24 protein-coding genes are annotated in these 24,652 nt (G+C 61.3%); 20 read left to right on the top strand and 4 right to left on the bottom strand.

The window, feature by feature from the left end:
• Positions 1-42: 42 nt before the first annotated feature.
• The 5 genes from odhB to lpdA are packed head-to-tail and all read left to right on the top strand — an operon-like array spanning position 43 to position 4,750.
• A complete protein-coding gene (gene odhB, locus AC1DJO_RS11160) occupies positions 43-1,284 on the top strand; it encodes a 2-oxoglutarate dehydrogenase complex dihydrolipoyllysine-residue succinyltransferase (RefSeq protein ID WP_477970492.1) in 1,242 nt (413 codons plus the stop codon).
• A gap of 14 nt (positions 1,285-1,298) precedes the next feature.
• Positions 1,299-2,045 carry a DUF4241 domain-containing protein gene (locus AC1DJO_RS11155; protein ID WP_477970490.1) on the top strand — a complete coding sequence of 249 codons (747 nt, stop codon included), beginning with the start codon at positions 1,299-1,301 and terminating at the stop codon, positions 2,043-2,045.
• Complete coding sequence (locus tag AC1DJO_RS11150; RefSeq protein ID WP_112517743.1) at positions 2,042-2,551, top strand: hypothetical protein; 510 nt, start codon at positions 2,042-2,044, stop codon at positions 2,549-2,551. The genes AC1DJO_RS11155 and AC1DJO_RS11150 overlap by 4 nt, the downstream gene beginning before the upstream one ends.
• Positions 2,548-3,300, top strand: a complete 753-nt coding sequence (locus AC1DJO_RS11145) for an SDR family oxidoreductase (RefSeq protein ID WP_477970488.1) — start codon at positions 2,548-2,550, stop codon at positions 3,298-3,300. The genes AC1DJO_RS11150 and AC1DJO_RS11145 overlap by 4 nt, the downstream gene beginning before the upstream one ends.
• A 43-nt stretch (positions 3,301-3,343) precedes the next feature.
• Positions 3,344-4,750 carry a dihydrolipoyl dehydrogenase gene (gene lpdA / locus AC1DJO_RS11140; RefSeq protein ID WP_477970486.1) on the top strand — a complete coding sequence of 469 codons (1,407 nt, stop codon included), beginning with the start codon at positions 3,344-3,346 and terminating at the stop codon, positions 4,748-4,750.
• A gap of 223 nt (positions 4,751-4,973) precedes the next feature.
• Here lpdA and AC1DJO_RS11135 read toward each other — a convergent pair whose 3' ends face one another.
• Together AC1DJO_RS11135 and AC1DJO_RS11130 are read right to left on the bottom strand one after the other, a co-directional pair.
• On the bottom strand, positions 4,974-6,044 hold the full coding sequence (locus AC1DJO_RS11135; protein ID WP_477970484.1) for a TraB/GumN family protein: 1,071 nt from the start codon (positions 6,042-6,044) through the stop codon (positions 4,974-4,976).
• A gap of 90 nt (positions 6,045-6,134) precedes the next feature.
• The gene (locus AC1DJO_RS11130) at positions 6,135-7,070 is read right to left on the bottom strand and encodes a tyrosine recombinase XerC (RefSeq protein ID WP_477970482.1); all 936 of its coding nucleotides are present in this window, start codon (positions 7,068-7,070) and stop codon (positions 6,135-6,137) included.
• Positions 7,071-7,206: 136 nt separating this feature from the next.
• Here AC1DJO_RS11130 and AC1DJO_RS11125 point away from each other — a divergent pair, with 136 nt between their 5' ends.
• The 10 genes from AC1DJO_RS11125 to AC1DJO_RS11080 all read left to right on the top strand — a co-directional run bounded on the left by AC1DJO_RS11125 (position 7,207) and on the right by AC1DJO_RS11080 (position 17,622).
• Positions 7,207-8,355, top strand: coding sequence for an AAA family ATPase (locus AC1DJO_RS11125; RefSeq protein ID WP_477970480.1), 1,149 nt, complete (start codon positions 7,207-7,209; stop codon positions 8,353-8,355).
• Positions 8,356-8,406: 51 nt separating this feature from the next.
• Entirely contained in the window at positions 8,407-10,623 is a 2,217-nt protein-coding gene (locus AC1DJO_RS11120; RefSeq protein WP_477970478.1) for a primosomal protein N', read from the top strand.
• Positions 10,624-10,705: 82 nt separating this feature from the next.
• On the top strand, positions 10,706-11,095 hold the full coding sequence (locus tag AC1DJO_RS11115; RefSeq protein WP_112385765.1) for an AGROH133_08824 family phage infection protein: 390 nt from the start codon (positions 10,706-10,708) through the stop codon (positions 11,093-11,095).
• A gap of 254 nt (positions 11,096-11,349) precedes the next feature.
• Positions 11,350-11,916, top strand: a complete 567-nt coding sequence (locus tag AC1DJO_RS11110; protein ID WP_112385764.1) for a F0F1 ATP synthase subunit delta — start codon at positions 11,350-11,352, stop codon at positions 11,914-11,916.
• On the top strand, positions 11,916-13,445 hold the full coding sequence (atpA, locus tag AC1DJO_RS11105) for a F0F1 ATP synthase subunit alpha (protein WP_112385763.1): 1,530 nt from the start codon (positions 11,916-11,918) through the stop codon (positions 13,443-13,445). The genes AC1DJO_RS11110 and atpA overlap by 1 nt, the downstream gene beginning before the upstream one ends.
• 26 nt (positions 13,446-13,471) lie before the next feature.
• The gene (locus AC1DJO_RS11100; RefSeq protein WP_112385762.1) at positions 13,472-14,356 is read left to right on the top strand and encodes a F0F1 ATP synthase subunit gamma; all 885 of its coding nucleotides are present in this window, start codon (positions 13,472-13,474) and stop codon (positions 14,354-14,356) included.
• 23 nt (positions 14,357-14,379) lie between these two features.
• Positions 14,380-15,852 carry a F0F1 ATP synthase subunit beta gene (gene atpD / locus AC1DJO_RS11095; RefSeq protein ID WP_112385761.1) on the top strand — a complete coding sequence of 491 codons (1,473 nt, stop codon included), beginning with the start codon at positions 14,380-14,382 and terminating at the stop codon, positions 15,850-15,852.
• On the top strand, positions 15,852-16,085 hold the full coding sequence (locus AC1DJO_RS11090) for a hypothetical protein (RefSeq protein WP_112385760.1): 234 nt from the start codon (positions 15,852-15,854) through the stop codon (positions 16,083-16,085). The genes atpD and AC1DJO_RS11090 overlap by 1 nt, the downstream gene beginning before the upstream one ends.
• Positions 16,085-16,492, top strand: coding sequence for a F0F1 ATP synthase subunit epsilon (locus AC1DJO_RS11085; protein ID WP_112385759.1), 408 nt, complete (start codon positions 16,085-16,087; stop codon positions 16,490-16,492). The genes AC1DJO_RS11090 and AC1DJO_RS11085 overlap by 1 nt, the downstream gene beginning before the upstream one ends.
• 200 nt (positions 16,493-16,692) lie before the next feature.
• Positions 16,693-17,622: an aldo/keto reductase gene (locus AC1DJO_RS11080; protein ID WP_112517738.1), complete on the top strand. Its 930-nt coding sequence runs from the start codon at positions 16,693-16,695 to the stop codon at positions 17,620-17,622.
• Positions 17,623-17,689: 67 nt separating this feature from the next.
• Here the strand turns inward: AC1DJO_RS11080 and glpD are convergent, their stop codons facing one another.
• Both glpD and AC1DJO_RS11070 read right to left on the bottom strand, forming a co-directional pair.
• Complete coding sequence (gene glpD, locus AC1DJO_RS11075; RefSeq protein ID WP_477970475.1) at positions 17,690-19,213, bottom strand: glycerol-3-phosphate dehydrogenase; 1,524 nt, start codon at positions 19,211-19,213, stop codon at positions 17,690-17,692.
• Positions 19,214-19,311: 98 nt separating this feature from the next.
• On the bottom strand, positions 19,312-20,094 hold the full coding sequence (locus AC1DJO_RS11070) for a DeoR/GlpR family DNA-binding transcription regulator (protein ID WP_477970473.1): 783 nt from the start codon (positions 20,092-20,094) through the stop codon (positions 19,312-19,314).
• Positions 20,095-20,188: 94 nt separating this feature from the next.
• Between AC1DJO_RS11070 and AC1DJO_RS11065 the strand changes: the two genes are divergently transcribed.
• The 5 genes from AC1DJO_RS11065 (at position 20,189) to AC1DJO_RS11045 (ending at position 24,539) form a co-directional block, all read left to right on the top strand.
• The gene (locus AC1DJO_RS11065) at positions 20,189-20,959 is read left to right on the top strand and encodes an SDR family NAD(P)-dependent oxidoreductase (protein WP_477970471.1); all 771 of its coding nucleotides are present in this window, start codon (positions 20,189-20,191) and stop codon (positions 20,957-20,959) included.
• A gap of 102 nt (positions 20,960-21,061) precedes the next feature.
• Entirely contained in the window at positions 21,062-21,406 is a 345-nt protein-coding gene (locus tag AC1DJO_RS11060; protein ID WP_477970469.1) for an ArsR/SmtB family transcription factor, read from the top strand.
• A 66-nt stretch (positions 21,407-21,472) separates the two neighbouring features.
• Positions 21,473-22,369 carry a LysR family transcriptional regulator gene (locus tag AC1DJO_RS11055; RefSeq protein ID WP_112385753.1) on the top strand — a complete coding sequence of 299 codons (897 nt, stop codon included), beginning with the start codon at positions 21,473-21,475 and terminating at the stop codon, positions 22,367-22,369.
• Between the two features lie 137 nt (positions 22,370-22,506).
• Positions 22,507-22,986: a formate dehydrogenase subunit gamma gene (locus tag AC1DJO_RS11050; RefSeq protein WP_477970467.1), complete on the top strand. Its 480-nt coding sequence runs from the start codon at positions 22,507-22,509 to the stop codon at positions 22,984-22,986.
• Positions 22,983-24,539 carry a formate dehydrogenase beta subunit gene (locus AC1DJO_RS11045; RefSeq protein WP_477970465.1) on the top strand — a complete coding sequence of 519 codons (1,557 nt, stop codon included), beginning with the start codon at positions 22,983-22,985 and terminating at the stop codon, positions 24,537-24,539. Before AC1DJO_RS11050 ends, AC1DJO_RS11045 begins: the two co-directional genes overlap by 4 nt.
• Positions 24,540-24,652: the final 113 nt, after the last annotated feature.

Here is a 24,652-nt window from a genome sequence, read left to right as displayed (position 1 = left end):
CGAACAACGATCGAAACAAACTGATCAACGGAAACCAAAATCATGGCCACAGAAATCCGCGTTCCAACTCTCGGTGAATCCGTCAGCGAGGCGACAGTCGGCACCTGGTTCAAGAAGGTCGGCGACGCCATCAAGGCGGACGAGCCGATCCTCGAGCTTGAAACCGACAAGGTGACCATCGAAGTCCCGGCGCCTGCCTCCGGCACGCTGTCCGAAATCGTTGCCCAGGCCGGCGAGACGGTCGGCCTCGGCGCGTTGCTCGGCCAGATCGCCGCAGGTGCTGCTGCAGCAGCCCCGGCTGCTGCTCCCGCCGCCGCCGCACCGGCCAAGGTTGCCGAGCCGGTTGCTGCCGCAGCCCCGGCTGCCGCTGCCGCACCGTCCTCCATGCCGCCTGCACCGGCTGCTGCCAAGATGCTTGCTGAAAACAACATCGCTGCCGAGCAGGTCGATGGTTCCGGCAAGCGCGGCCAGGTTCTGAAGGGCGATGTGATCGCTGCCGTCGCCAAGGGCATTTCCGCTCCGGCTGCTGTTGCACCGGCCGCCGCTCCGGTGGCTGCACGTGCGCCTTCGACCGTTCAGGATGCCGGCCGCGAAGAGCGCGTGAAGATGACGCGTCTGCGCCAGACGATCGCCAAGCGCCTGAAGGATGCTCAGAACACGGCTGCCATGCTGACCACCTATAACGAGGTGGACATGAAGGCGGTCATGGACCTGCGCGCCAAGTACAAGGACGTCTTCGAAAAGAAGCATGGCGTGAAGCTCGGCTTCATGGGCTTCTTCACCAAGGCCGTGACGCACGCGCTGAAGGAACTCCCGGCCGTCAACGCCGAGATCGACGGCACCGACATCATCTACAAGAACTTCTGCCACGTCGGCATGGCTGTCGGCACGGACAAGGGTCTTGTCGTTCCGGTCATCCGTGACGCGGACCAGATGTCGATTGCCGAAATCGAAAAGGACCTCGGCCGTCTTGCAAAGGCTGCCCGCGACGGTTCGCTGTCGATGGCCGACATGCAGGGTGGCACGTTCACGATCACCAATGGTGGCGTCTACGGTTCGCTGATGTCTTCGCCGATCCTCAACGCACCGCAGTCGGGTATTCTCGGCATGCACAAGATCCAGGACCGTCCGGTTGTTGTCGGCGGCCAGATCGTCATCCGTCCGATGATGTATCTCGCGCTGTCCTATGACCACCGTATCGTTGACGGCAAGGAAGCAGTCACCTTCCTCGTGCGCGTCAAGGAAAGCCTGGAAGATCCGGAACGTCTGGTTCTCGATCTCTAAGCGGAGCAAATCCGATGCGGAACCGGATCAGGCAGGCGGCATTCGCGCTCTTGAGTGCAGCCGCAGTGCATCTTCCGGTTCCGGCTTTCGCTGCCGCTTGGGATATCGCCAAGGCGAGCAGCAATTTCGACCTGGTTTCGCTGGATGACGCGGCACTTGCCGAACGCAAGATCACCATCGTCAAGATGGGCAACGTGCAGCTGACCTCCGGACATATCATCGCCGCCGATCCGCTGGCGCAGCCTGATCGGCCGGCGTTCATCCGGACCGTCCCTCCGGGCAATTATCCTGTGACCCTCTACCAAGCCTTCGGCCGCGTCGCTGCGGCCAGCATGCGCTTCGGCGAAGGCAAGCCTGCGCGCTGGGAGATGGCGGCGATCCCCGGCCAGGATCCGGCGGCGCTGAAGGACGATGAGATCCTCGGCTATCCTGTCGATGCCGGTCTCGGTTCCTACATGGATGCCGATACGCTGAAGCTTCTTGAGGAGCGGGCGGAAACGGAACAGGCGGCAAAGCCGGACGAAGATGTCAATTACTACGACGTCATCGCCCCTGAATTGAATGCCAATGGCGGCCGCTTCGCGCTGCATTCGCCTGTCGCAGGCAAGACCGGCAATGTGGCGATCTTCTGGAGCGGCTGGGGTGATGGTTTTTATCCGGTCTTCTGGGGTCTCGCCGAAGACGGTCATCCGCTGGTGATGTTGACGGACTTCTATGTGATCGAAAATTCCGATGGGCGGAAGGAGCCGGTGGCGCAATGAGCAAGAGATCGAGCCTTGCAGCACTCGTTGCAGCGTCTGTTCTGATCCTGCCCGGTTTTGCTGCGGCGGCAGACTGCCCGCTGTCGAACGCCGTCTATGCGGATCGTGACGGGACCTATCAGCTGAAATTCTCGCCGCTGAATTCCGATGCGGCTGCTGCCAGCAATCAGTTCAAGATGACGGTGAAGGACAGCAAGGCAGTGCTTGACGGCTATGTCATGCCCTCCGAAGACCCGGCCCGGACGATCGGCATGGTGATGTTCAATTGCCCCGAAGGCGATGCGACGGGGGCTGATCTCGACGCCTGCACCATCTGGCAGGGTCCGGTCTATGGCGTCGACGACAAGGGCGCGATCGACAACCTTCCAGGCGAAAAATCGAATGCTGTTGCCAGCATCGTGCTGCCTGCGATCGGTCCGGCGCTGCGCGATTCATCGATCCTTGGTGAGGGCAAGCAGGCCGTCGCGCCTTGGGACGTGTTTTCGTTCAAGGAGTGCGTGAAGTGAGCGATGCTCCCGTTCTTCTCGTCACCGGCGGAAGCCGCGGCATCGGTGCTGCAGTCTGCAGGCTTGCAGCGAGCCAGGGATGGCGCGTTGCCGTCAATTATGCTGCCAACGCTGCAGCTGCCGAAAGCGTTGTCAGCGAGATCAAAAACAAGGGCGGCGATGCCATCGCCATTCAAGGCGACGTTGGAAATGCCGCTGATATCGCCGCCATGTTTCAGGCCGTCGACCGGCATTTCGGCCGTCTCGATGGCATGGTCAACAATGCCGGCATCGTCGATCAGCCACAGCGTGTCGATGAGATGAGCGTCGAGCGCATCGAGCGCATGATGCGTATCAACATCACCGGTTCCATCCTGTGCGCTGCGGAAGCGGTGCGTCGGATGTCGACCCGGCATGGCGGCAAGGGTGGGGCGATCGTCAATATCTCGTCGATGGCGGTGATCATCGGCTCGCCGTCGCAATATGTCGATTATGCCGCCTCGAAAGCCGCGATCGATACGTTCACGATTGGTCTGGCGCGCGAAGTCGCGACTGAGGGCGTCCGGGTCAATGCGATCAGGCCCGGTATCATCGATACCGATATCCATGCATCCGGCGGTCTGCCCGACCGCGCCCGGGACATGGCCTCTTCCATCCCGATGCAGCGTCCGGGAACGGCCGCGGAAGTCGCGGATGCTGTGCTTTATCTCCTGTCTTCGAATTCATCCTATGTGACCGGCGCCATCATGAATGTGAGCGGCGGGCGATAGGCTTCCATTTCCTGACCAACGAACGAATAAAAGGAAAAGAACAATGGCTTACGATGTGATCGTTATCGGAACCGGCCCTGGCGGTTATGTCGCGGCAATCAAGGCGGCTCAGCTCGGCCTGAAGGTTGCGGTCGTCGAAAAGCGCGCGACCTATGGCGGCACCTGCCTGAACGTCGGCTGCATCCCGTCCAAGGCGCTGCTGCATGCCTCCGAGATGTTCCACCAGGCTGCCCACGGCATGGATGCGCTCGGTATCGAGGTTGCGGCGCCGAAGCTCAATCTTGAGAAGATGCTGGCGCACAAGGATGCGACGGTGAAGTCGAATGTCGATGGCGTCGCCTTCCTGTTCAAGAAGAACAAGATCGATGCCTTCCAGGGCGCCGGCAAGATCGTCTCGGCAGGCAAGGTTTCCGTCACCGCCGAAGATGGCAAGGTGCAGGAACTCGAAGCCAAGAACATCGTCATCGCCACCGGTTCCGACGTCGCGGGCATTCCGGGCGTGAAGGTTGATATCGACGAGAAGATCATCGTTTCCTCGACCGGCGCGATCGCGCTTGAGAAGGTTCCGGAGACGATGATCGTCGTCGGCGGCGGTGTCATCGGCCTCGAGCTCGGCTCGGTTTGGTCGCGCCTCGGCGCCAAGGTTACTGTCATCGAATATCTCGACAAGATCCTCGGCGCGATGGACGGCGACGTTTCCAAGCAGTTCCAGCGCATGCTCGGCAAGCAGGGCATCGACATCAATCTCAGCGCCAAGGTTACCGGCGTCGAGAAGGGTGGCAAGGGCGCGAAGGTGACGTTCGAGCCGGTCAAGGGTGGCGATGCGCAGACCGTTGAAGCCGACGTGGTGCTGATCTCCACCGGCCGCATTCCCTACACGGCTGGCCTCGGCCTCGAAGAAGCCGGCGTCAAGCTCGACAACCGCGGCCGCGTCGAAATCGACGGCCACTTCAAGACCAATGTCGAAGGCATCTATGCGATCGGCGACGTCGTGAAGGGTCCGATGCTGGCGCACAAGGCTGAAGACGAAGGCGTCGCACTCGCCGAAATCCTCGCTGGCCAGCACGGCCATGTGAACTACGACGTCATCCCGAGCGTCGTCTACACCCAGCCTGAAGTCGCCTCCGTCGGCAAGACCGAGGAAGAGCTGAAGGCTGCAGGCATCGCCTATAAGACCGGCAAGTTCCCGTTCACCGCCAACGGACGCGCCCGCGCGATGCTGGCGACCGACGGTTTCGTGAAGATCCTGTCCGACAAGGAAACCGACCGCGTCCTCGGCGGCCACATCGTCGGCTTCGGCGCTGGCGAAATGATCCACGAGATCGCCGTTCTCATGGAATTCGGCGGCTCCGCCGAAGACCTCGGCCGCACCTGCCATGCGCATCCGACGATGTCGGAAGCCGTGAAGGAAGCGGCGCTAGCGGCGTTCTTCAAGCCGATCCATATGTAAGATTGGTCATTGCTTATCAGAGAGCCGCGGTCCGCGAGGGCTGCGGCTTTTTTTGTTGGCGCGACCCACAAACTCCCTCATTCCTGTGCTTGTCACAGGAATCTAGCCACCGCGCGTCTGCGCGGTGAAAGGACTCTCTTCGGCTCAAGGACTTGGGCCGGCTGGATCCCTGTGACAAGCACAGGGATGAGGGAGTTTGTGGGTCGCGCGAAGACCTAGGTCTTCAATTCACCGCAGTAACCGCAAAGCCCTGCTTACGCAGCAGCTGGATCACGCCCTGATCCCCCGGCAGGTGCAGGGCGCCGACGGCCATGAAGACGTTGCCGTTGGCGAGGATCGGTGCGGCGCGGTCGGCCATCACCTTGTTGCGGTCGAGGATGATGCGCTGTTCGAAGGCGGCGTAGTCGCCGTCGCCACCCTCTTCGGGGGAGACGGTCTTCAGCATCGGGATTGTCATGCCGACGTCGCCCGAGAGATAGAGGTCGGTCATCGTTTCGACGACGTCGTTCATCTTCGGACCGAGCTCCAGCGTTTCGATCAGCGATTTCAGGTGGAATTCCATCGGCAGCTCGGCCATCGCCTGCAGCTGTTCGGCCAACGTTTCGAGGCCCTTGACCTGCTTGCCCTGCTTGATGGCATCGGCGGCGATCTTCTGGTCGAGGAACTGAACGCCCTTGGCCTTCCGGGTGATTTCGCAGGCGGGGAGCGCCACGGCGCTGGCGATCATCCACGGGCGCATGCGTGAGACGGCGGCGAGCGGAATGCCGCGCTGCTTCAGGCCGGCATCGAGGCGGGCATAGTCTTCGGGCGACAGAAGCTTGTCGATCGTGGTGCCATCGGTGAACATGGTGAGATCAGGGCGGGCGAGGAGGGCGGCGGCGGCCTTCTTCTCGTCGAGGATTTCGTCGGATTCGATGACGATCGTATCGGCGCTGTCATGCGCTGCCTGGGCGTAGGCAGGAAGGCTCAGCACGCGAGGATCGGTGACGTGCATGCTGCCGAGCAGCCATGAGGGTTTCAGGCCGGGTTTCTCGATCTTCCAGAAGATGCCCTTGCCGTTCGGAACGGCGTCGGCTTCCTTGACGACTTCGGCGTAGCGGGCGGGGTCACTTTGCTTCAGCTCGGCCATCAGGTCCTTGCCGGAGCAGCTGTCATCGGCGGCGGCGGGCGAAACAGAGAAGAGAACGGCGAGCAGCGCTGCGGCCAACAGCATGTGGAAGACCGCGATCAGCCAGAGCAGGATATTGCCCGGCTGCGCGATCTGCAGTCTGCGGTGGCCGATGGAAATCGTCATGATTGGTGGTTCCGCTCGCGGTGCTTGATCAGTCTCATACTCTACGCCGCCTTCGCGCATATTCCTTTAAGGGAATGCGTTAACGAATGATTACGCCCTTGGGTGGGCACGATCATAGACTTCGAGCAGCCGGGCCGAATCGACGCCGGTATAGACCTGGGTGGTGGAAAGGCTGGCGTGGCCGAGGAGTTCCTGGATGGTGCGCAGATCGCCGCCGCCTGCCAGGAGATGCGTTGCGAAGGAGTGACGCAGCGCATGCGGCGTTGCCGTCTCCGGCAGGCCGAAGGCGCTGCGCATCGTCTGCATCGTGCGCTGGATGATCGCCGGCTGCAGCTTGCCGCCGCGGGCGCCGCGGAAGAGCGGCTCGGATGGTTCAAGATGGAACGGGCAGAGAGCGCGGTATTTACCGATCGCCTCCCCGACGATGGCAAGCAGGGGGACAAGGCGTGTCTTGTTGCCCTTACCGGTGATGCGCAGTGACGTTGCGCCGGCGTGAAAATCTCCGGGTGTCAGATCGAGCGCTTCGGAGATGCGCAGGCCGCAGCCGTAAAGCAGCGTCATGACGGCGGCGTCGCGGGCGGCGATCCAGGGCTCGTCATGCATCTGCGCCTCGCCGCTGACGACGGTGACGGCCTGTCGATCTGAAAGCGGCTTCGGCAGTGATTTCGGCTGTTTGGGTGAGCGCACCGCGCTGGCACCGGCAGCGTTCACCAGGCCCTTCTTTTCGAGATAGCGAAGCAGCGAGCGCAGGCCGGCGAGATTGCGGCCAAGCGAGCGGGCGCCCGATCCTACCTTGCGGCGGGCGGCCAGGAAGGCGCGGAAATCGGCAGGGCGCAACGCCTCGATATCCTTCAGCGTCGTGGGGCCACCGAGATGGCCGGTGAGGAAGGTCAGAAACTGGCGGCTGTCGCGTTCGTATGCATCCAGCGTGTGAGCCGAAAGACGGCGCTCGCTGGCGAGGCTCATAAGCCAGGCACTGCGTTCGGCCATCAGCCGCGGATCGGCAATAATCAGAAGTTCGTTCACGGCGGCGGCCTTGATTTTGGTGTTCGCTGCCGATCTTGACCGAGGGACATTATGGAATCGCTAAGATCAGCCAAGCCAAATCGGGAGCCGCGTCCCGCCCATTCTTTTTGGCGTCGCTTTGCGTTAAAGCGATGTCATGCGCCTTCGCTCGATGTTTGCCCAGAATTACCGTTCGCTGCGTTCGATCCGTATGGATCTGGCGGATACGACGCTGTTCCTTGGCGAAAACGGTGCGGGCAAATCCAATCTCTACCGTGCGCTGCAGCTGGTACAGGCGGCGGTGCGGGGACGATTGGCGCACGAGCTTGCAGCGGAAGGCGGGATGCTCTCGGCGCTCTGGTCGGGGACGCGGCGCAAATCCGAGGGACCGGCGCGTATCAGGCTCGAAGTCGAGATCGTCGACGAGGAGCGGGCGATCACGTTCCGCTACCATGTCGAAGCCGGGCTCCGGCCTCCGAGCGCTGCGGCCGGCTTTGCGCTTGAGCCACAGGTGAAGGCCGAGGAGCTTTCGGTCGAGACCGGGCGCCGGGCGGTGGTGATGATGAAACGTGACGGTCCGGCGATTTCGGTGCGCGGCAGCGACGGCCGGATGGAGAACTATCCGGATGAGGCGCTGACCTCGGAAACGGCGATCGCGCTGCTTGGCGATGCCGGGCATTTTCCGGAGGTCGCGGCCTTCCGGCGGATCGTTAGCAACTGGCGCTTTTTCCATGGCTTCCGAACCGACCGGGCGTCGCCCCTGCGTCACCCCTGCCTCGCCGTCACCGGTCCGATGCTCGATGAGGACGGCGTCAATCTGGCCGCTGTGTTCGCGACGCTTGTCCATACCAGGCAGGATACGGTGGAACTCGACCGTATTTTGGCATCGGCGCTCGGCGGGGCGAAGCTCGTGGTTCCTGATCCGGGAGAGACGGCAGAGTTCGGGCTTATTCTGCCCGATTTTCCGCATCGGGTGTTTCAGCCCCGCGAGCTGTCGGATGGGCAGATTCGTTTTCTCGGTCTTGCGGCTGCACTTCTTTCCTATCGCCTGCCGCCATTGATCGCTCTCAACGAGCCCGAGGCGAGCCTGCATCCCGATATGCTATTGCCGCTTGCCGACATGATTGCCGAGGCTTCGAAGAGCAGTCAGGTCTGGATTGTGACGCATTCCGAAAAGCTGGCGGAAGCGGTGCGTGAGCGATGCGGCGTTCGTCCGCGCAAGGTGATCCGTGAGAACGGCGCCACCTGGATCGAAGGCATGCGGCTGACGGGCACGATTGCTGGTGACGATGACGAAGACGACTAGCCGTTTTCAGCGGGTTTCCTTTCTGTTGCGTTGCGGGCATGGTCTGCCGCGATGAGCACAGATTCGTCCGATCTCTTTGGCGCATTGTTCGAGACACCACCGGCAACCCGCACGGTTCCGGTGCTCGTTCCGCTGCCTGCGCCGCGGCCCTATTCCTACGCCGTGCCTGAGGGCATGGCGGTCGAGCCGGGTTCCGTCGTCCAGGTGCCGCTTGGGCCGCGTCAGGTCATCGGCGTCGTCTGGGATGGCGGCGAAGATGGCGTCGATCCGAAGAAGCTGCGGCCGATCACCCATGTCTTCGATTGCCCGCCGCTGACCAAGGAGATGCGTGATTTCATCGATTGGGTCGCCGCCTATACGCTCTCGCCGCCGGGTCTCGTGGCGCGCATGGCATTGCGTGCGCCCAATGCCTTCGAACCGGAGCCGATGGTGGAAGGCCTGCGCTTTGTTGGCGGTGAGCCGGAGCGGATGACGCCGGCGCGTGCCCGCGTGCTCGATACGGCTTCCGATGGCGTTTCGTGGACTCGCACGGGTCTCGCCCATGCTGCAGGTGTTTCTACAAGCGTCGTGGATGGCCTGATCAGCCAGGGGATTTTCGAAACCATCTTTCTGCCGCCACCGCCTGTCGTCGCGAAGCCCGATCCGGACTTTGCGCCGTCGCGGCTCGCCGGTCCGCAGAAGGAAGCCGCCGACGAGATTCTGGCCGAGGTGCGCAACGGCGCCTTCGCGGTGTCGCTGATCGATGGGGTAACGGGGTCCGGCAAGACCGAAGTCTATTTCGAGGCGATCGCCGAGACGCTCAGGCGTGGCAAGCAGGTGCTGATCCTGCTGCCAGAGATCGCGCTGACGGCGAGCTTCCTCGAACGCTTTCAGGATCGCTTCGGGGCCAAGCCCGCCGAATGGCATTCGGACCTCGCGCCGCGCATGCGAGAAAAGGTCTGGCGGCAGGCGGTGACCGGCGAGGTGCGCGTCGTTGCCGGTGCGCGCTCGGCGCTGTTCCTGCCCTTCGAGGATCTCGGTCTCATCATCGTCGATGAGGAGCATGACCCGGCTTACAAGCAGGAAGACAGGGTCTATTACAATGCGCGCGACATGGCCGTGGTGCGGGGCCGTATCGGTGATTTTCCAGTCGTACTGGTTTCGGCCACGCCATCGGTGGAGAGCCAGGTCAATGGTCAGAGCGGCCGCTACACGACGATTCATCTGCCAACCCGCTTCGGCGATGCGGCGATGCCTGATCTGCACCTTGTCGATATGCGGCGTCATGCGCCCGAGCGCGGCGGCTTCCTGTCGCCGGTGCTGATCCGGGCGATCGGCAAGACGGTGGAGAAGAAGGAGCAGGCGCTGCTCTTTCTCAACCGCCGTGGCTATGCACCGCTGACGCTCTGCCGTGTCTGCGGTCACCGTTTCCAATGCCCACAATGTTCGAGCTGGCTCGTCGAGCACCGGTTCCGCAGCCAGCTGCAATGCCACCAATGCGGCCATACCGAGCGCACGCCGGAAGCATGCCCGGAATGCGGCACCCTCGATCATCTCGTTGCCTGCGGCCCAGGCGTGGAGCGGATCGCCGAGGAAGTCGAGCGGCATTTCCCTGAGGCACGCACCATCGTGCTGTCGTCCGATATCACCGGCGGCGTGAAGCGGCTGCGACTGGAGCTCGATGCGATCGCCAAGGGTGAGGCCGATATCGTCATCGGCACGCAGCTCGTCGCCAAGGGTCATAACTTTCCGCTTATGACGCTGGTTGGCATTGTCGATGCCGATCTCGGGTTGGCGAATGGCGATCCGCGCGCGGCGGAGCGAACCTTCCAGCTGCTGTCGCAGGTCACCGGCCGCGCCGGGCGAACGGGCTTGAAGAGCCACGGTCTGCTGCAGACCTATCAACCCCAGCATCCCGTCATGCAGGCGATCGTCTCGGGCGATGCGGGTGCCTTCTACGAGCGCGAGATCACCGAGCGCGAGCGCGCGATTCTGCCGCCGTTCGGCCGTCTCGCCTCGATCATCGTTTCGGCGGAGACCCGCCAGGATGCGGAGGCTCATGCGCGCGGCATCCGCGGTTCCGCGCCGCAGGTCTCGGGCATTTCCGTGCTGGGACCGGCCGAGGCGCCGCTTGCGATCGTCCGCGGTCGCCATCGTTTCCGGTTGCTCGTCCACGGGCGCCGTAGCTCCGATATGCAGGCGTTTCTGAAGACCATGCTGTCGCAGGCGCCGAAAGAGCGTGGCTCCATTCAGGTCCAGCTCGACATCGATCCGCAGAGCTTCCTTTAAAAACAGCGTCTGCTGGCCGTTTTCCACCGCCTGCAATCATGCCATAAGGACTGCCAAACGCGGCATGATTTGGGGTCGATTCATGGAGTTCTATTTTCCGGAAACCTTTGGCGAGCAGCTGGCATTCTGCTGCGCGGCATTCACGGCGGCTGCCGGTTTCGTCATGATGTTCGCGCCCGGTTATGCGATGAAGCTTTTTGGGCTTGCTCCGCGCGGCGAGCGGCGGGACGGCTATGCGGAGCAGAGGTCGGTCGGCGGATTCTATCTCGGATTCGGCCTTGCGGCGATCATGCTGGCGCAGGACTTCATCTATATGGCGCTCGGCGCCGCCTTCGCCATGGCGTTTTTCGCACGCATCATTTCGCTCCTTTCAGATAAGGGGAGCACAATTATCAACTATTTACTTCTGGTTGTGCAGGCGATCCTCGCGGCTGTTCCGCTGGCCTATTCTTTCGGCTTCCTCACAACCTGAATTACCGGGCAGCGGAGCGCCTGCTCGCCTGCCCCCACGCCATTTCACGATTTTGCCGATAGAAAATCATTCGAAAGGCATATTCGGGCGTTACGCGTGTTGCGAGTCCCTGCGTCCTATGTTAGACGGACCCCGAATTTCGGAAGAAGCAAGAGGCTTCTCTTGCGATTTCTGGGGGAAATCAAAACGAATTCAAGAGCATAGGTCAGGCGCTCGCCGACGGCCGGATTCTTGAATTGAAATCAGGGAAATTTGTGCCCGTGGCAGACACGTCCCAGCTTACTTCTGGTGTTGCAGAGCGATATGCGTCCTCGCTGTTCGATCTGGCGCTTGAAGAAGGTGCCGTCGAGAGCGTCACCGCTGATCTCGACCGTTTCCAGGCGATGCTGGATGAGAGCGACGACCTGAAGCGTTTCGTCGCCAGCCCGGTATTCTCGGCTGACGATCAGCTGAAGGCTATCGTCGCCATCAGCGAGAAGGCCGGTATTTCCGGTTTCGTCGGTAACTTCCTGAAGGTCGTGGCGCGTAACCGCCGCCTGTTCGCCCTCCCGGGCATGATCAAGGCCTTCCGCATCATCGCTGCCCGTCAGCGTGGCGAAATTTCTGCCGAGGTTGCCTCGGCCCATGCGCTGACCGCAGCGCAGGAAACTGAATTGAAGGCGGCGCTGAAGAGCGCCACCGGCAAAGACGTGGCGATTGCCGTCACGGTTGATCCGTCAATTCTTGGTGGTCTGATCGTGAAGGTCGGGTCCCGTCAGATTGATACGTCGCTTCGTACCAAACTTTCTACTCTCAAGCTTGCATTGAAAGAGGTTGGCTGATGGATATCCGCGCCGCGGAAATTTCCGCAATTCTCAAAGATCAAATCAAAAACTTCGGCAAAGAAGCTGAAGTCTCGGAAGTCGGCCAGGTTCTCTCTGTCGGCGACGGTATTGCTCGCGTTTACGGTCTGGACAACGTTCAGGCCGGTGAAATGGTCGAGTTCCCCGGCGGCATCCGCGGTATGGCCCTGAACCTCGAATCCGACAATGTCGGCGTGGTTATCTTCGGCTCGGACCGTGACATCAAGGAAGGCGACACCGTCAAGCGGACCGGCGCCATCGTTGACGTTCCGGTTGGTCCGGAACTTCTCGGCCGCGTTGTCGACGCTCTCGGCAACCCGATCGACGGCAAGGGCCCGATCAACGCAACGCGCCGTTCGCGCGTTGACGTCAAGGCTCCGGGCATCATTCCGCGTAAGTCGGTTCATGAGCCGATGTCGACCGGCCTCAAGGCTATCGACGCGCTCATCCCGGTCGGCCGTGGCCAGCGCGAGCTTGTCATCGGTGACCGCCAGACCGGCAAGACCGCCATCATTCTCGACGCGATCCTGAACCAGAAGGCTATTCACGAGTCTGGTCCGGAAGGCGAAAAGCTCTTCTGCGTCTACGTCGCTGTCGGCCAGAAGCGCTCGACGGTTGCCCAGTTCGTCAAAGTTCTCGAAGAACGCGGCGCTCTGAAGTACTCGATCATCGTTGCTGCGACGGCTTCCGATCCGGCTCCGATGCAGTTCCTGGCACCGTTTGCCGGTTGCGCCATGGGCGAATACTTCCGTGACAACGGTCAGCACGCTCTCATCGGCTACGACGACCTTTCCAAGCAGGCCGTTTCCTACCGCCAGATGTCGCTCCTGCTGCGCCGCCCGCCGGGCCGCGAAGCTTATCCGGGCGACGTTTTCTACCTTCACTCGCGTCTCCTTGAGCGCGCTGCAAAGATGAGCGACGAAAAGGGCGCCGGTTCGCTGACCGCTCTGCCGGTCATCGAAACGCAGGGTAACGACGTTTCGGCGTTCATCCCGACCAACGTGATCTCGATCACCGACGGCCAGATCTTCCTCGAAACCGACCTGTTCTATCAGGGTATCCGCCCGGCTGTTAACGTCGGTCTGTCGGTTTCGCGCGTCGGTTCTGCCGCGCAGATCAAGGCGATGAAGCAGGTTGCCGGCTCGATCAAGGGCGAACTCGCCCAGTATCGCGAAATGGCCGCCTTCGCTCAGTTCGGTTCGGACCTCGATGCCTCGACGCAGCGCCTGCTGAACCGCGGCGCACGCCTGACCGAACTTCTGAAGCAGCCGCAGTTCTCGCCGCTGAAGACCGAAGAGCAGGTTGCTGTGATCTTCGCTGGCGTGAACGGCTATCTCGACAAGATTGCCGTCAACCAGATCGGCAAGTTCGAACAGGGTCTGCTTTCCTACCTCCGCTCGGAAGGTAAGGCGATCCTCGATACGATCCGCACGGAAAAGGCCATCAGCGACGATACGAAGGGCAAGCTCGTTGCTGCTCTCGACTCGTTCTCGAAGTCTTTCGCCTGATCGGGCTCAGTTAGGACGGATAACGGATGCCTTCACTTAAGGATCTGAAAAACCGGATCGCCTCCGTCAAGGCGACGCAGAAGATTACCAAGGCGATGAAAATGGTCGCCGCGGCTAAGCTTCGGCGTGCGCAGGAGGCGGCCGAGGCCGCCCGGCCTTACTCGGAGCGCATGGCGGCTGTTCTCGCGAACATCGCCCATGCGGTTACCGACGCCGACGGTGCACCGTTGCTCATGACCGGTACAGGCAAGGATCAGGTTCACCTGCTCGTCGTCTGCACCGCAGAGCGCGGTCTTTGCGGCGGTTTCAACTCGCAGATTTCGCGTTTTGCACGTGATCATGCCCGCAAGCTCATTGCTCAGGGCAAGACCGTCAAGATCTTCACCGTTGGCAAGAAGGGCTACGACAGCCTGCGCCGCGAATTCTCTTCGCTCATCACCGAGCGCAAGGAACTGCGCGACGTCAAGCGTGTCGGCTTCGAGAATGCGGACCAGATCGGCAAGCGCATCATCGAGATGTTCGAAGCTGGTGAGTTCGACGTCTGCACGTTGTTCTATTCCGAGTTCAAGTCGGTCATCAGCCAGATCCCGACTGCACAGCAGATCATCCCCGCGAAGGTGCCGGAAGGCGTCACCGAGGATGCTGCCCATGCCGGCGCTGTCTATGAATATGAGCCGGATCCGGCATCGATCCTTGAGGATCTGATTCCGCGCAACATTTCTGTCCAGATCTTCCGCGCACTGCTTGAAAACGCAGCTGGCGAGATGGGCGCGAAGATGAGCGCCATGGACAACGCGACACGTAACGCAGGTGAGATGATCAACAAGCTGACGCTCAACTACAACCGTCAGCGTCAGGCGCAGATCACCAAGGAACTCATTGAAATCATTTCGGGCGCGGAAGCGCTCTGAGGTTAGAGAAAGAGGGTATTAGAATGGCTAGGGCAGCTACCCCGAAGGCGGCAGCGAAGACCGCCGCTAAGAAGACCGCCACAGGCTCTGTCGGCAAGGTCACACAGGTTATCGGCGCCGTCGTCGACGTGGCTTTCGAAGGCGAACTGCCGGCGATTTTGAACGCGCTCGAAACCACGAACATGGGCAACCGCCTGGTTCTTGAAGTCGCGCAGCACCTCGGTGAAAACGTCGTGCGTACGATCGCCATGGACTCGTCCGAAGGTCTCGTCCGCGGCCAGGAAGTTTTCGACACCGGCGCGCCGATCTCGGTTCCGGTCGGTCCGGAAACGCTCGGCCGTATCATGAACGTCATCGGCGAGCCGGTTGACGAAGCCGGTCCGCTGGTCACCGCTTCCAAGCGCGCTATCCACCAGGATGCACCGTCTTACGTCGAACAGTCGACGGAAGCACAGATCCTGGTTACCGGCATCAAGGTCGTCGACCTTCTCGCGCCTTACGCAAAGGGCGGCAAGATCGGCCTCTTCGGCGGCGCAGGCGTCGGCAAGACCGTTCTCATCATGGAACTGATCAACAACGTCGCCAAGGCGCACGGTGGTTACTCGGTGTTCGCAGGCGTGGGTGAACGTACCCGCGAAGGCAACGACCTCTACCACGAAATGATCGAGTCCGGCGTCAACAAGCACGGCGGCGGCGAAGGCTCGAAGGCAGCCCTCGTTTACGGCCAGATGAACGAACCGCCGGGCGCCCGCGCTCGCGTCGCTCTGACGGGTCTGACGGTTGCTGAAAACTTCCGCGACCAGGGCCAGGACGTTCTGTTCTTCGTCGATAACATCTTCCGCTTCACGCAGGCAGGTTCCGAAGTGTCGGCTCTGCTCGGCCGTATTCCTTCGGCCGTTGGCTATCAGCCGACGCTCGCAACGGACATGGGTCAGATGCAGGAACGCATCACAACGACGACGACCGGTTCGATCACCTCGGTTCAGGCGATTTACGTCCCCGCCGACGACTTGACCGACCCGGCTCCGGCAACTTCGTTCGCCCACTTGGACGCAACGACCGTTCTGTCGCGTTCGATCGCTGAAAAGGGCATCTATCCGGCCGTTGACCCGCTCGACTCCACGTCGCGCATGCTCGACCCGATGGTTGTCGGCGAAGAGCACTACGAAGTGGCTCGTAAGGTTCAGTCGACGCTGCAGCGCTACAAGTCGCTGCAGGACATCATCGCCATCTTGGGTATGGACGAACTGTCTGAAGAAGACCGTCTGGCCGTTGCCCGTGCCCGCAAGATCGAGCGCTTCCTGTCCCAGCCGTTCTTCGTCGCCGAAGTCTTCACCGGTTCGCCGGGCAAGCTCGTCGCGCTCGAAGACACGATCAAGGGCTTCAAGGGCTTGGTCAACGGCGACTACGACGACATGCCGGAAGCAGCCTTCTACATGGTCGGCTCGATGGAAGAAGCCATCGAAAAGGCCAAGAAGCTCTCCGCAGCCGCTTGATGAGCGACGCGCAAGACGAGATTTTCTGCTGCGACTCCCTTCGGGTGGTCGTGGCAGATCTTCCGGAACCCGCAGCGCCCACCGTCTACAGGGCGGATAACGGTGCGCTGATGATGGTTGTCGGATTGGTTCAGGCCGAAGAAGGCCTCGGCTATCTCGATCAGGCGATACAGCACTGCCCGTTCTGCGGGACCAAACTGCAAGATGCAAAGGCCGAGAAGGTAAGTCACTGATGGCTGACAATTTCAATTTTGAACTCGTATCTCCGGAGCGTCTGCTCCTGTCGGAGATGGTGACGGAAGTTGTCATTCCGGCAACCGAGGGCGAGATGACGGTCATGGCCCACCATGCGCCGACGATGACGACCATCAAGCCCGGCATCGTCAGCGTTCGCTCGGCCTCCGGCAGCAAGCAGGACTACGTCGTGTTCGGCGGCTTCGCCGACATCCTGCCGACGGGTTGCACGCTGCTCGCCGAATCGGCCGTTCCGGTCGAGGAAATCAACAAGGACGAACTGACCCGCCGTATCGAAGCGGCGCAGAAGGATCTCGATGATGCCGAGCATCACGAGCACAAGTCCAAGCTCGAGCAGTTCATCCTCGAACTCACGCATCTGCGTGGCGTTGTCGAACAGGACTGATCGGGAATAGTCCCAAATGATCGAAAGCGGCCTTCAGGGCCGCTTTTTTCGTTCTGGGCACATGAGTGCCGATCTTACTGGCAATGAACACGGGATCTTGAGTATCTGGCAGTCGCGGGCGGCCCACTATCGGCTCTAGATTTTGGCTTCCACGCCTAATAGGGTCCCTCAACTATTCGCAATTGCTGCAGGGAGTTCCCATGAAAAATATTCAGCTTTCGACCTCGGGCGTGTCGGTATCGAGTGTCGTGCTTGGCCTGATGCGGATCAACACGCTGGATGACAGCGGAATTAAAGCCCTCTACTCGGCGGCCCGGGAAATCGGCATCAATATTTTCGATCACGCGGACATCTATGGCGGCGCGCCCCATCGCTGCGAAGCACGGTTTGGTGACGCTCTTCGCCTCACAGCCGACGAACGGGACCAGATCGTAATTCAAAGCAAATGCGGAATCCGGCCGGGATATTTCGATTTCTCCAAGGAACATATCCTCGCAAGCGTCGACCGGTCCCTCAAGGCCCTGCGGAGCGACTATCTGGACGTGCTTCTATTGCATCGGCCCGATGCGCTGGTGGAGCCGGAAGAGGTCGCAGAGGCATTCGACAAGCTCCATGCAGCAGGCAAGGTTCGCCATTTCGGTGTTTCGAACCATACGCCAGGCCAGATCGATTTGCTGAAGACAGCTGTTACCCAACCGATCATAGCCAACCAGATCCAGCTGAGCGTTGCCCACGCGCCGTCTATCGCATTCGGCGTTGCCGCCAATATGGGTGGATCTGAGCAGTCGATCGACCGGGATGGCGAGCTCGTCAACTACAGCCGGATCAATAACATCACATTGCAGGCGTGGTCGCCGTTCCAGCATGGCTTCTTTGAAGGCATCTTCCTGGGCGACCGCGAGAATTATCCGGAACTCAACAAGGTTCTGGACCAGCTCGCGGAAACTTACGGCGCGACGCCTGCTGCCATTGCTGTCGCGTGGATCGCGCGTCATCCCGCCAAAATTCAGACGGTGCTGGGAACGACGAACCCCCAACGCCTGCGTGACAGCGCGATCGGAGCTGACATCGAGTTAAGCCGCGAGGAATGGTACCGGATGTTCAAGGCGGCCGGCTATCAACTGCCGTAAAACGTGGAAGCCAACGGGAAGCGGTTGCGCCGGCTCAAAAAGACCGGCGCTGCCCCCTTGAGGACATTTAGGCGGAGAGCCTCTCAGCCTGCAGAAAGCTCTCCAGGGCCGCGGCCTCTTCCTTGCTGAGATAGAGCCCCTTCTTGCTGCGCCGCCAGAGAACATCCTCAGCGGTGAAGGCCCATTCGTTCTGCATGAGATAGCGCACCTCGGCCTCATAGAGATCCGATCCGAAATGCCTGCCGAGATCAGCCGTGGATGCGGCCTTGCCGAGCAGCACATTGGCCCTGGTGCCATAGCGGCGCGTCAGCCGCCTTGCATGGGCCGACGTTAGGAACGGGTAGGTAGCCTTCAGCTTGCCAACCTCGGCCTCATAACCCTGCACCGGAAAATCCCCGCCGGGCAGATGGCTCTTTGCCGTCCACGGACGGCCTTTGACGCCGATCGCCTCGCCGACCTTTTCCAGGGCATGTTCCGACAGCCGCCGGTAGGTCGTCAGCTTGCCGCCGAAGACATTGAGCAGCGGCGCATTTTTAGCTTCGCTGCCGTCTTTCCCCTCGAGCTTCAGCACATAGTCGCGGGTCGCCTCCTGCGCCTTCGACGCACCGTCGTCGAACAGCGGGCGAACCGCCGAATAGGTCCAGACGATATCCTCCGGCTTCACCGGCTCCTTGAAATACTCGGAGGCTGCATTGCAGAGATAGCTGGTCTCCTCTTCCGAGATCCTGACATCCTTGGGATCGTCGGTGTAATCGCGGTCCGTGGTGCCAATCAGCGTGAAGTCGGTCTCATAGGGAATGGCGAAGATGATGCGGTTGTCGGGGTTCTGGAAGAAATAGGCCTTCGGACCCTCGAACTTCTTCCTGACGATGATGTGGCTGCCCTGGACCAGCCGGACATGGCGTGCCTCGTTCTCGCCGAACGCGGCACGGATCACATGGTCGACCCAGGGACCGGCGGCATTGACCAGCATGCGGGCGTGATGCGTTGAAGCCCGGCCCGACAGCGTATCGACCGTCTCGATCGTCCACAGGCCGTTCTCCCGCCGTGCGGAGACGACTTTCGTGCGCGGCATGATCAGCGCTCCCTTGTCGGCAGCATCCCTGGCATTCAGCACCACCATGCGGGCATCGTCGACCCAGCCGTCGGAATATTCGAAGGCTTTGGCAAACAGCGCCTTCAGCGGCTTGCCGGCCGGATCGGTTCGCATGTCGAGCGTTGCCGTCGGCGGCAGAAGCTTGCGGCCACCCAAGTGATCATAGAGGAACAGCCCGAGACGGATCAGCCAGGCCGGGCGGATGCCGCCCTTGTGATAGGGCAGCACGAAGCGCATCGGCCAGATGATGTGCGGGGCCATCGCCCAGAGCACTTCGCGCTCCATCAGCGATTCCCTGACCAGCCGGAATTCGTAATGCTCGAGATAGCGCAGACCGCCATGGATGAGCTTGGTGGCACCCGACGACGTGCCCGAGGCGAAGTCGTTCATCTCGGCCAGCGCTACAGAATAGCCGCGGCCAGCCGCATCCCGGGCGATCCCGCAGCCGTTGATACCGCCGCCGATCACGAATAGGTCGAAAATCTGCCCGCTCACGCACGCTCTCCAATGATTTAGTGCTTAAAAATGAAATCTGTTAAGCGCTAAAACGAAAGAAAGTGAATGTCAAACGAACCTTTTGCGACGATGCAGATTTAATCTTTCCCGCCGTCCGTCCTGTTGGTCTCAACCAGGCTGATACCGCCCTCGGAACAGATCCGCCGCAGCGAATCCAGGGCGCATTCATCGGTGACGAAGGTGTGGACCTGCGAGAGATGGCCGATACGGACAGGCGCGGTGCGCTCGAACTTGGTGGAATCGGCGACCAGGACCACGTGCCGGGCGTTGGCCATGATTGCCTGGGCAACCTTGACTTCGCGGTAGTCGAAATCGAGCAGCGCGCCATCGGGATCGATCGCGGATGCGCCGATGACGGCATAATCCACTTTGAACTGGCGGATGAAATCCACGGCCGCCTCGCCGACGATGCCGCCATCGGAATGGCGCACGACACCGCCAGCGATCACCACCTCAATCGAGGGGAAGAGCCGCAAGCGGCTGGCGACGTTGATGTTATTGGTGATGACCATCAGCTCATGATGGTCGATCAGTGCTTCGCCAACGGCTTCGGTCGTCGTGCCGATATTGATGAACAGAGAGGCATTGTTGGGGATGAGGGCTGCGGTTGCCCGGCCGATCGCCGTCTTCTCGTTGGCGGCGATCGAGCGCCGTGCCTCGTATTTGACGTTCTCCGTGCCACCCGGAAAGATCGCGCCGCCATGGATGCGGGTCAGCACACGACTGTCGCAGAGATCGTTGAGATCCTTGCGGATGGTCTGCGGGGTCACCGAGAAACGCGCCGCCAGATCTTCTACCAGCACGCGGCCCTCGGACTTGGCGATATCGAGGATCTCGGTCTGCCGTCCGGACAGAAACATGCTGCGCCTCCCTTTCTTTCGTTTTTTGCGATCATATGTTAAAGCGAAAATTGCGCAATCGGCGAGTGAAAGCCGACGCCGGGAGGGCCATCGCGTGTTTGATCCAAAGCTTTTCGAAAACCGCAATGTTGTCGTCACCGGCGCGGGCCGCGGCATCGGCCTCGAAGTCGTCCGGCAATTTCTTGATTGCGGTGCGCGTGTTGCCGTTCATACCGGCCGGGGCACCGAACGGCAGCTGCCAGACTTCCTGACGGCTGCGGAAGCGGACGGCCGTGCGGTGCTGATCGCTGGCGATTTTACCGCTTCCGGCGGTACCGCAAAATTTGCGGATCAGGTTCTTCAGGCGTTCGGCAGCGTCCACGTGCTGGTCAACAATGCGGGCACGATGGTCGGCCGGTTTCCGGCAGGCGAGCTTACCGACAGCGAATATGAAGCGATCACCCGGCTCAATCAGACATCCGTCGTCGAGGTGACGCGTGCGCTTCTCCCGGCGTTGCGGGCCGCCAACGGCGCGGCGATCGTCAATACCGTGTCGATTTCGGCCCTGACCGGCGGGAGTCCGGGATCGGCGATCTATTCGGCTTCGAAAGCCTTCGTTTCCACCTATTCAAAGGCGTTGGCGCGCGAGCTCGCGCCCGATGCGGTCCGTGTCAATTGCGTGTCACCGGGGACGATCGAGACGGATTTCCACGAGCGCTATTCGTCGCGCGAAAAGCTGGAGCAGACCCGCAAAACCATTCCGCTGCAGCGGCTCGGAACCGCTGCGGACTGCGCCCCTGCCTATCTGTTTTTGGCTGCGCCCTCGCTCTCCGGCTACATCACCGGCCAAGTCCTGGAAATCAACGGCGGCCAGCTTATCTGCTGATTTACTTGGACTATTTTTGGTATTTTAGTAAAATTGCGCAGTATAACTGTGCGAATATGCTATCGCTTGGGCCCGTCCTAACGCGTCCATCAGAGAATCCGAATGCCTTTGCCTACAACTGCGCCGGGAACAGCTGGTCAGGAATTGAAGAAGCTTGCTGAGAAAGCTCACGAAGCAAGCAGCCTCCTCAAGGCAATGGCGCACCAGACGCGGCTCCTCATTCTCTGCATTCTTGCCGAAGAGGAAAAGACCGTCAGCGAGATCGAAGAGCTGCTCGGCGTGCAGCAGGCGATGGTCTCGCAGCAGCTGGCGCGGCTGCGGATGGAATGTCTGGTCAATACCCGCCGTGAGGGACGTCTCGTCTATTACAGCCTCGGAAACGAGAGTGTCGCCTCCTTCCTGGATTCGCTTTTCGCGCTGTTTCCTGGAGCCGCAGCGGCCCGATAGCCGCTCTTGCTAAGCGTGTGTTCTCCGGCCAAAGATGCCTGAACAGGAAGTTCGGCGGGAGACCGGATGATCGATAAACTGGAATTCTTCATAGCCCTTGCCAATGAAAAGCATTTCGGCCGCGCGGCCGAGGAATGCGGCGTTTCGCAGCCGACGCTCTCGGCGGCGATCCGCCAGCTGGAGGACCAGCTGGGCGTCATGCTGGTGCAGCGCGGTTCGCGCTTCCAGGGGCTGACACCCGAGGGACAGCGTGTGCTTGAGTGGGCGCGCCGGATCGTCGGCGATACCCGCACGATGCGCGAGGAGATGCGCACCGCCCGCAAGGGTCTTTCCGGTCATCTCCGCATCGCTTCCATTCCAACCGCGCTGGCGATGCTACCGCGGATCACCACGCCATTTCAGGAGCGGCACCCCGACGTTACCTTTTCGATCGTGTCGCGCAACTCGCTGCAGGTTCTGAGCATGCTCGAAAATCTCGAGATCGATGCCGGGATCACCTATCTGGAGAACGAACCGCTCGGGCGGGTGACGACGGTTCCGCTCTACGCGGAGCGCTACAACCTGATCACAGCTGCCGGCAGTCCGCTTTCCGATCGCGAAACTGTGACGTGGCGCGAGGTGGGTCATCTTCGGCTTTGTCTATTGACTGCGGACATGCAGAACCGCCGGATCATCAACCGGCATCTGGCCGAGGCCGGTGCGACGGCGCATCCGACTTTGGAGTCAGGGTCGATGATCGTGCTGTTCTCTCACGTGCGGACTGGCCGCTGGGCAAGCATCATGCCACGGAATGTGGCCGAATCCTTCGGTTTTCCGGCTGAAATCCGGATGATCCCGATTGTCGAGCCGGAGGCCGATCATCTTGTCGGTCTGGTCGCGACACATCGCGAGCCGTTCACGCCACTCGTCTCTGCGTTGTTGCATGAGGCAAGGATACTCGCGGAGAGCGAAGATCTTCGATAGGAAAAACCTATCAATCGACGGAACAGCTTTATTGATCGCCTGCATGTTCCCTGAGACACTTCCTGTCACAATGTCATACCAAGCTGGGGGAGGCTGGTGTGGCGGCTGAAACGGGAAGCCCTGGGAGGCCTGCCAAAATGAATGCCCATGTCGCCACCGGCGATGTTGCCGCGCGTACGCGCGCGATCGTCTCGAGCCTTCGGTCTCTCGAAGGTCCGCTTCTTCCTATCTTGCATGAAGTCCAGGATGAGTTCGGCTATGTGCCGCAGGAAGCGCTTCCTGTGATCGCTGACGAATTGAATCTGTCGCGCGCCGAAGTTCATGGCGTGATGACCTTCTACCACGACTACCGCGATCATCCGGCTGGACGCCACGTTCTGAAGCTCTGTCGTGCCGAGGCCTGTCAGTCGATGGGCGGAGACGCCATGGCTGACCGGGTCAAGTCGCTTTTGGGTATCGATTTCCATCAGACGTCGCTCGACGGCAGCGTCACGCTGGAGCCCGTCTACTGTCTCGGGCTCTGCGCCTGCGCACCGGCGGCGATGCTGGACGGCGAGCTTTACGGCCGCGTCGATGACGGGACGGTTGCCGAATTCGTTGCGGAGGTGCGGCGATGACCGTCAAGATTTTTGTTCCCCGCGATGCGGCGGCGCTTTCGCTCGGCGCCGACAAGGTTGCGAAGGAAGTGGCCGCGCAGATTGCGGCTCGCGGCCTCGATGTGAAGCTGGTGCGCAACGGCTCGCGCGGCATGCTGTGGCTGGAGCCGCTCGTCGAAGTCGAGATCGAAGGCAAGCGTATCGGCTATGGTCCTGTGAAGGCCAAGGATATCGAGGGCTTGTTCGAGGCCGGGCTGCTGTCCGGCGGCGATCACGCGCTCTGTCTTGGGGAGGTCGAAAGCCTCCCATTCCTCAAGGAACAGACCCGCCTGACCTTCGCCCGCTGCGGCATCACCGATCCGCTGTCGCTTGAGGATTATCAGGCGCATGGTGGCCTGGCGGGCCTAAAGCGTGCCGCTCAGATGGCGCCTGCGGAAATCGTCAAGGAAGTCACCGATTCCGGGCTGCGCGGGCGAGGCGGCGCCGGCTTCCCGACCGGTATCAAATGGAAAACGGTTCTCGACGCTTCGGGGCCGCGCAAATACATCGTCTGCAATGCTGACGAAGGCGATAGCGGTACCTTTGCCGACCGGATGATCATGGAAGGCGATCCCTTCGTGCTGATCGAGGGGATGGCGATTGCTGGGCTTGCGACAGGCGCCACCAAGGGCTTTGTCTATACCCGCTCGGAATATCCGCATGCGATCGCGGCGATGACGGAGGCGGTCGAGATCGCCCGAAAGGCCGGGGTGATCGGTCCGTCGGTCATGGGCTCGGGCAAGGCCTTCGATATCGAAGTGCGCATGGGCGCCGGTGCCTATGTGTGCGGCGAGGAAACGGCGCTGCTGAACAGCCTGGAAGGTAAGCGCGGTGTCGTGCGCGCCAAGCCGCCGCTGCCTGCTCACAAGGGGCTGTTTGCGTCTCCGACCGTGATCAACAACGTCATCTCGCTGGCATCGGTGCCTGTCATTCTCGACAAGGGCGCTGCCTTCTACCGTGATTTCGGCATGGGCCGTTCGCGTGGCACGATCCCGCTGCAGATCGCCGGAAACGTCAAGCATGGCGGTCTCTACGAGACGGCCTTCGGCCTGTCGCTCGGCGATATTATCGACAAGATCGGCGGCGGCACCGCGAGCGGACGCCCGGTCAAGACGGTTCAGGTCGGCGGTCCCCTTGGGGCTTATTTCCCGCGGGCGCTTTTCGATACTCCGTTCGACTATGAAGCCTTCGCCGCCAGGGACGGTTTGATCGGCCATGCGGGTATCGTCGTCTTCGACGACAGCGCCGACATGCTGAAGCAGGCGCGGTTCGCGATGGAATTCTGCGCGGTCGAGAGCTGCGGCAAGTGCACGCCCTGCCGCATCGGCTCGACCCGTGGCGTTGAGACGGCAGACAAGATTGCGCAAGGGATCGAGCCGGAGAAGAACCGGGCGCTGCTCACCGATCTCTGCAACACGATGAAATTCGGCTCGCTCTGTGCGCTGGGCGGCTTCACCCCCTATCCGGTGATGAGTGCGATGACGCATTTCCCGGAGGATTTTTCGCCGGCTCCGATGGTGGAGGCTGCGGAATGATGGAAGCCTCTATCGTTGCTTCGGCGCAAGTCGCCCCCCTCTGGCCCGCCGGCCATCTCCCCCACGGGTGGGGAGATCGGCTGGGCGCAGGCTCACCGTTTCACATTTTAAGC

Source organism: Rhizobium sp. 05N430, assembly GCF_056396985.1.
This window is presented reverse-complemented; position numbering and strand designations above follow the sequence as displayed.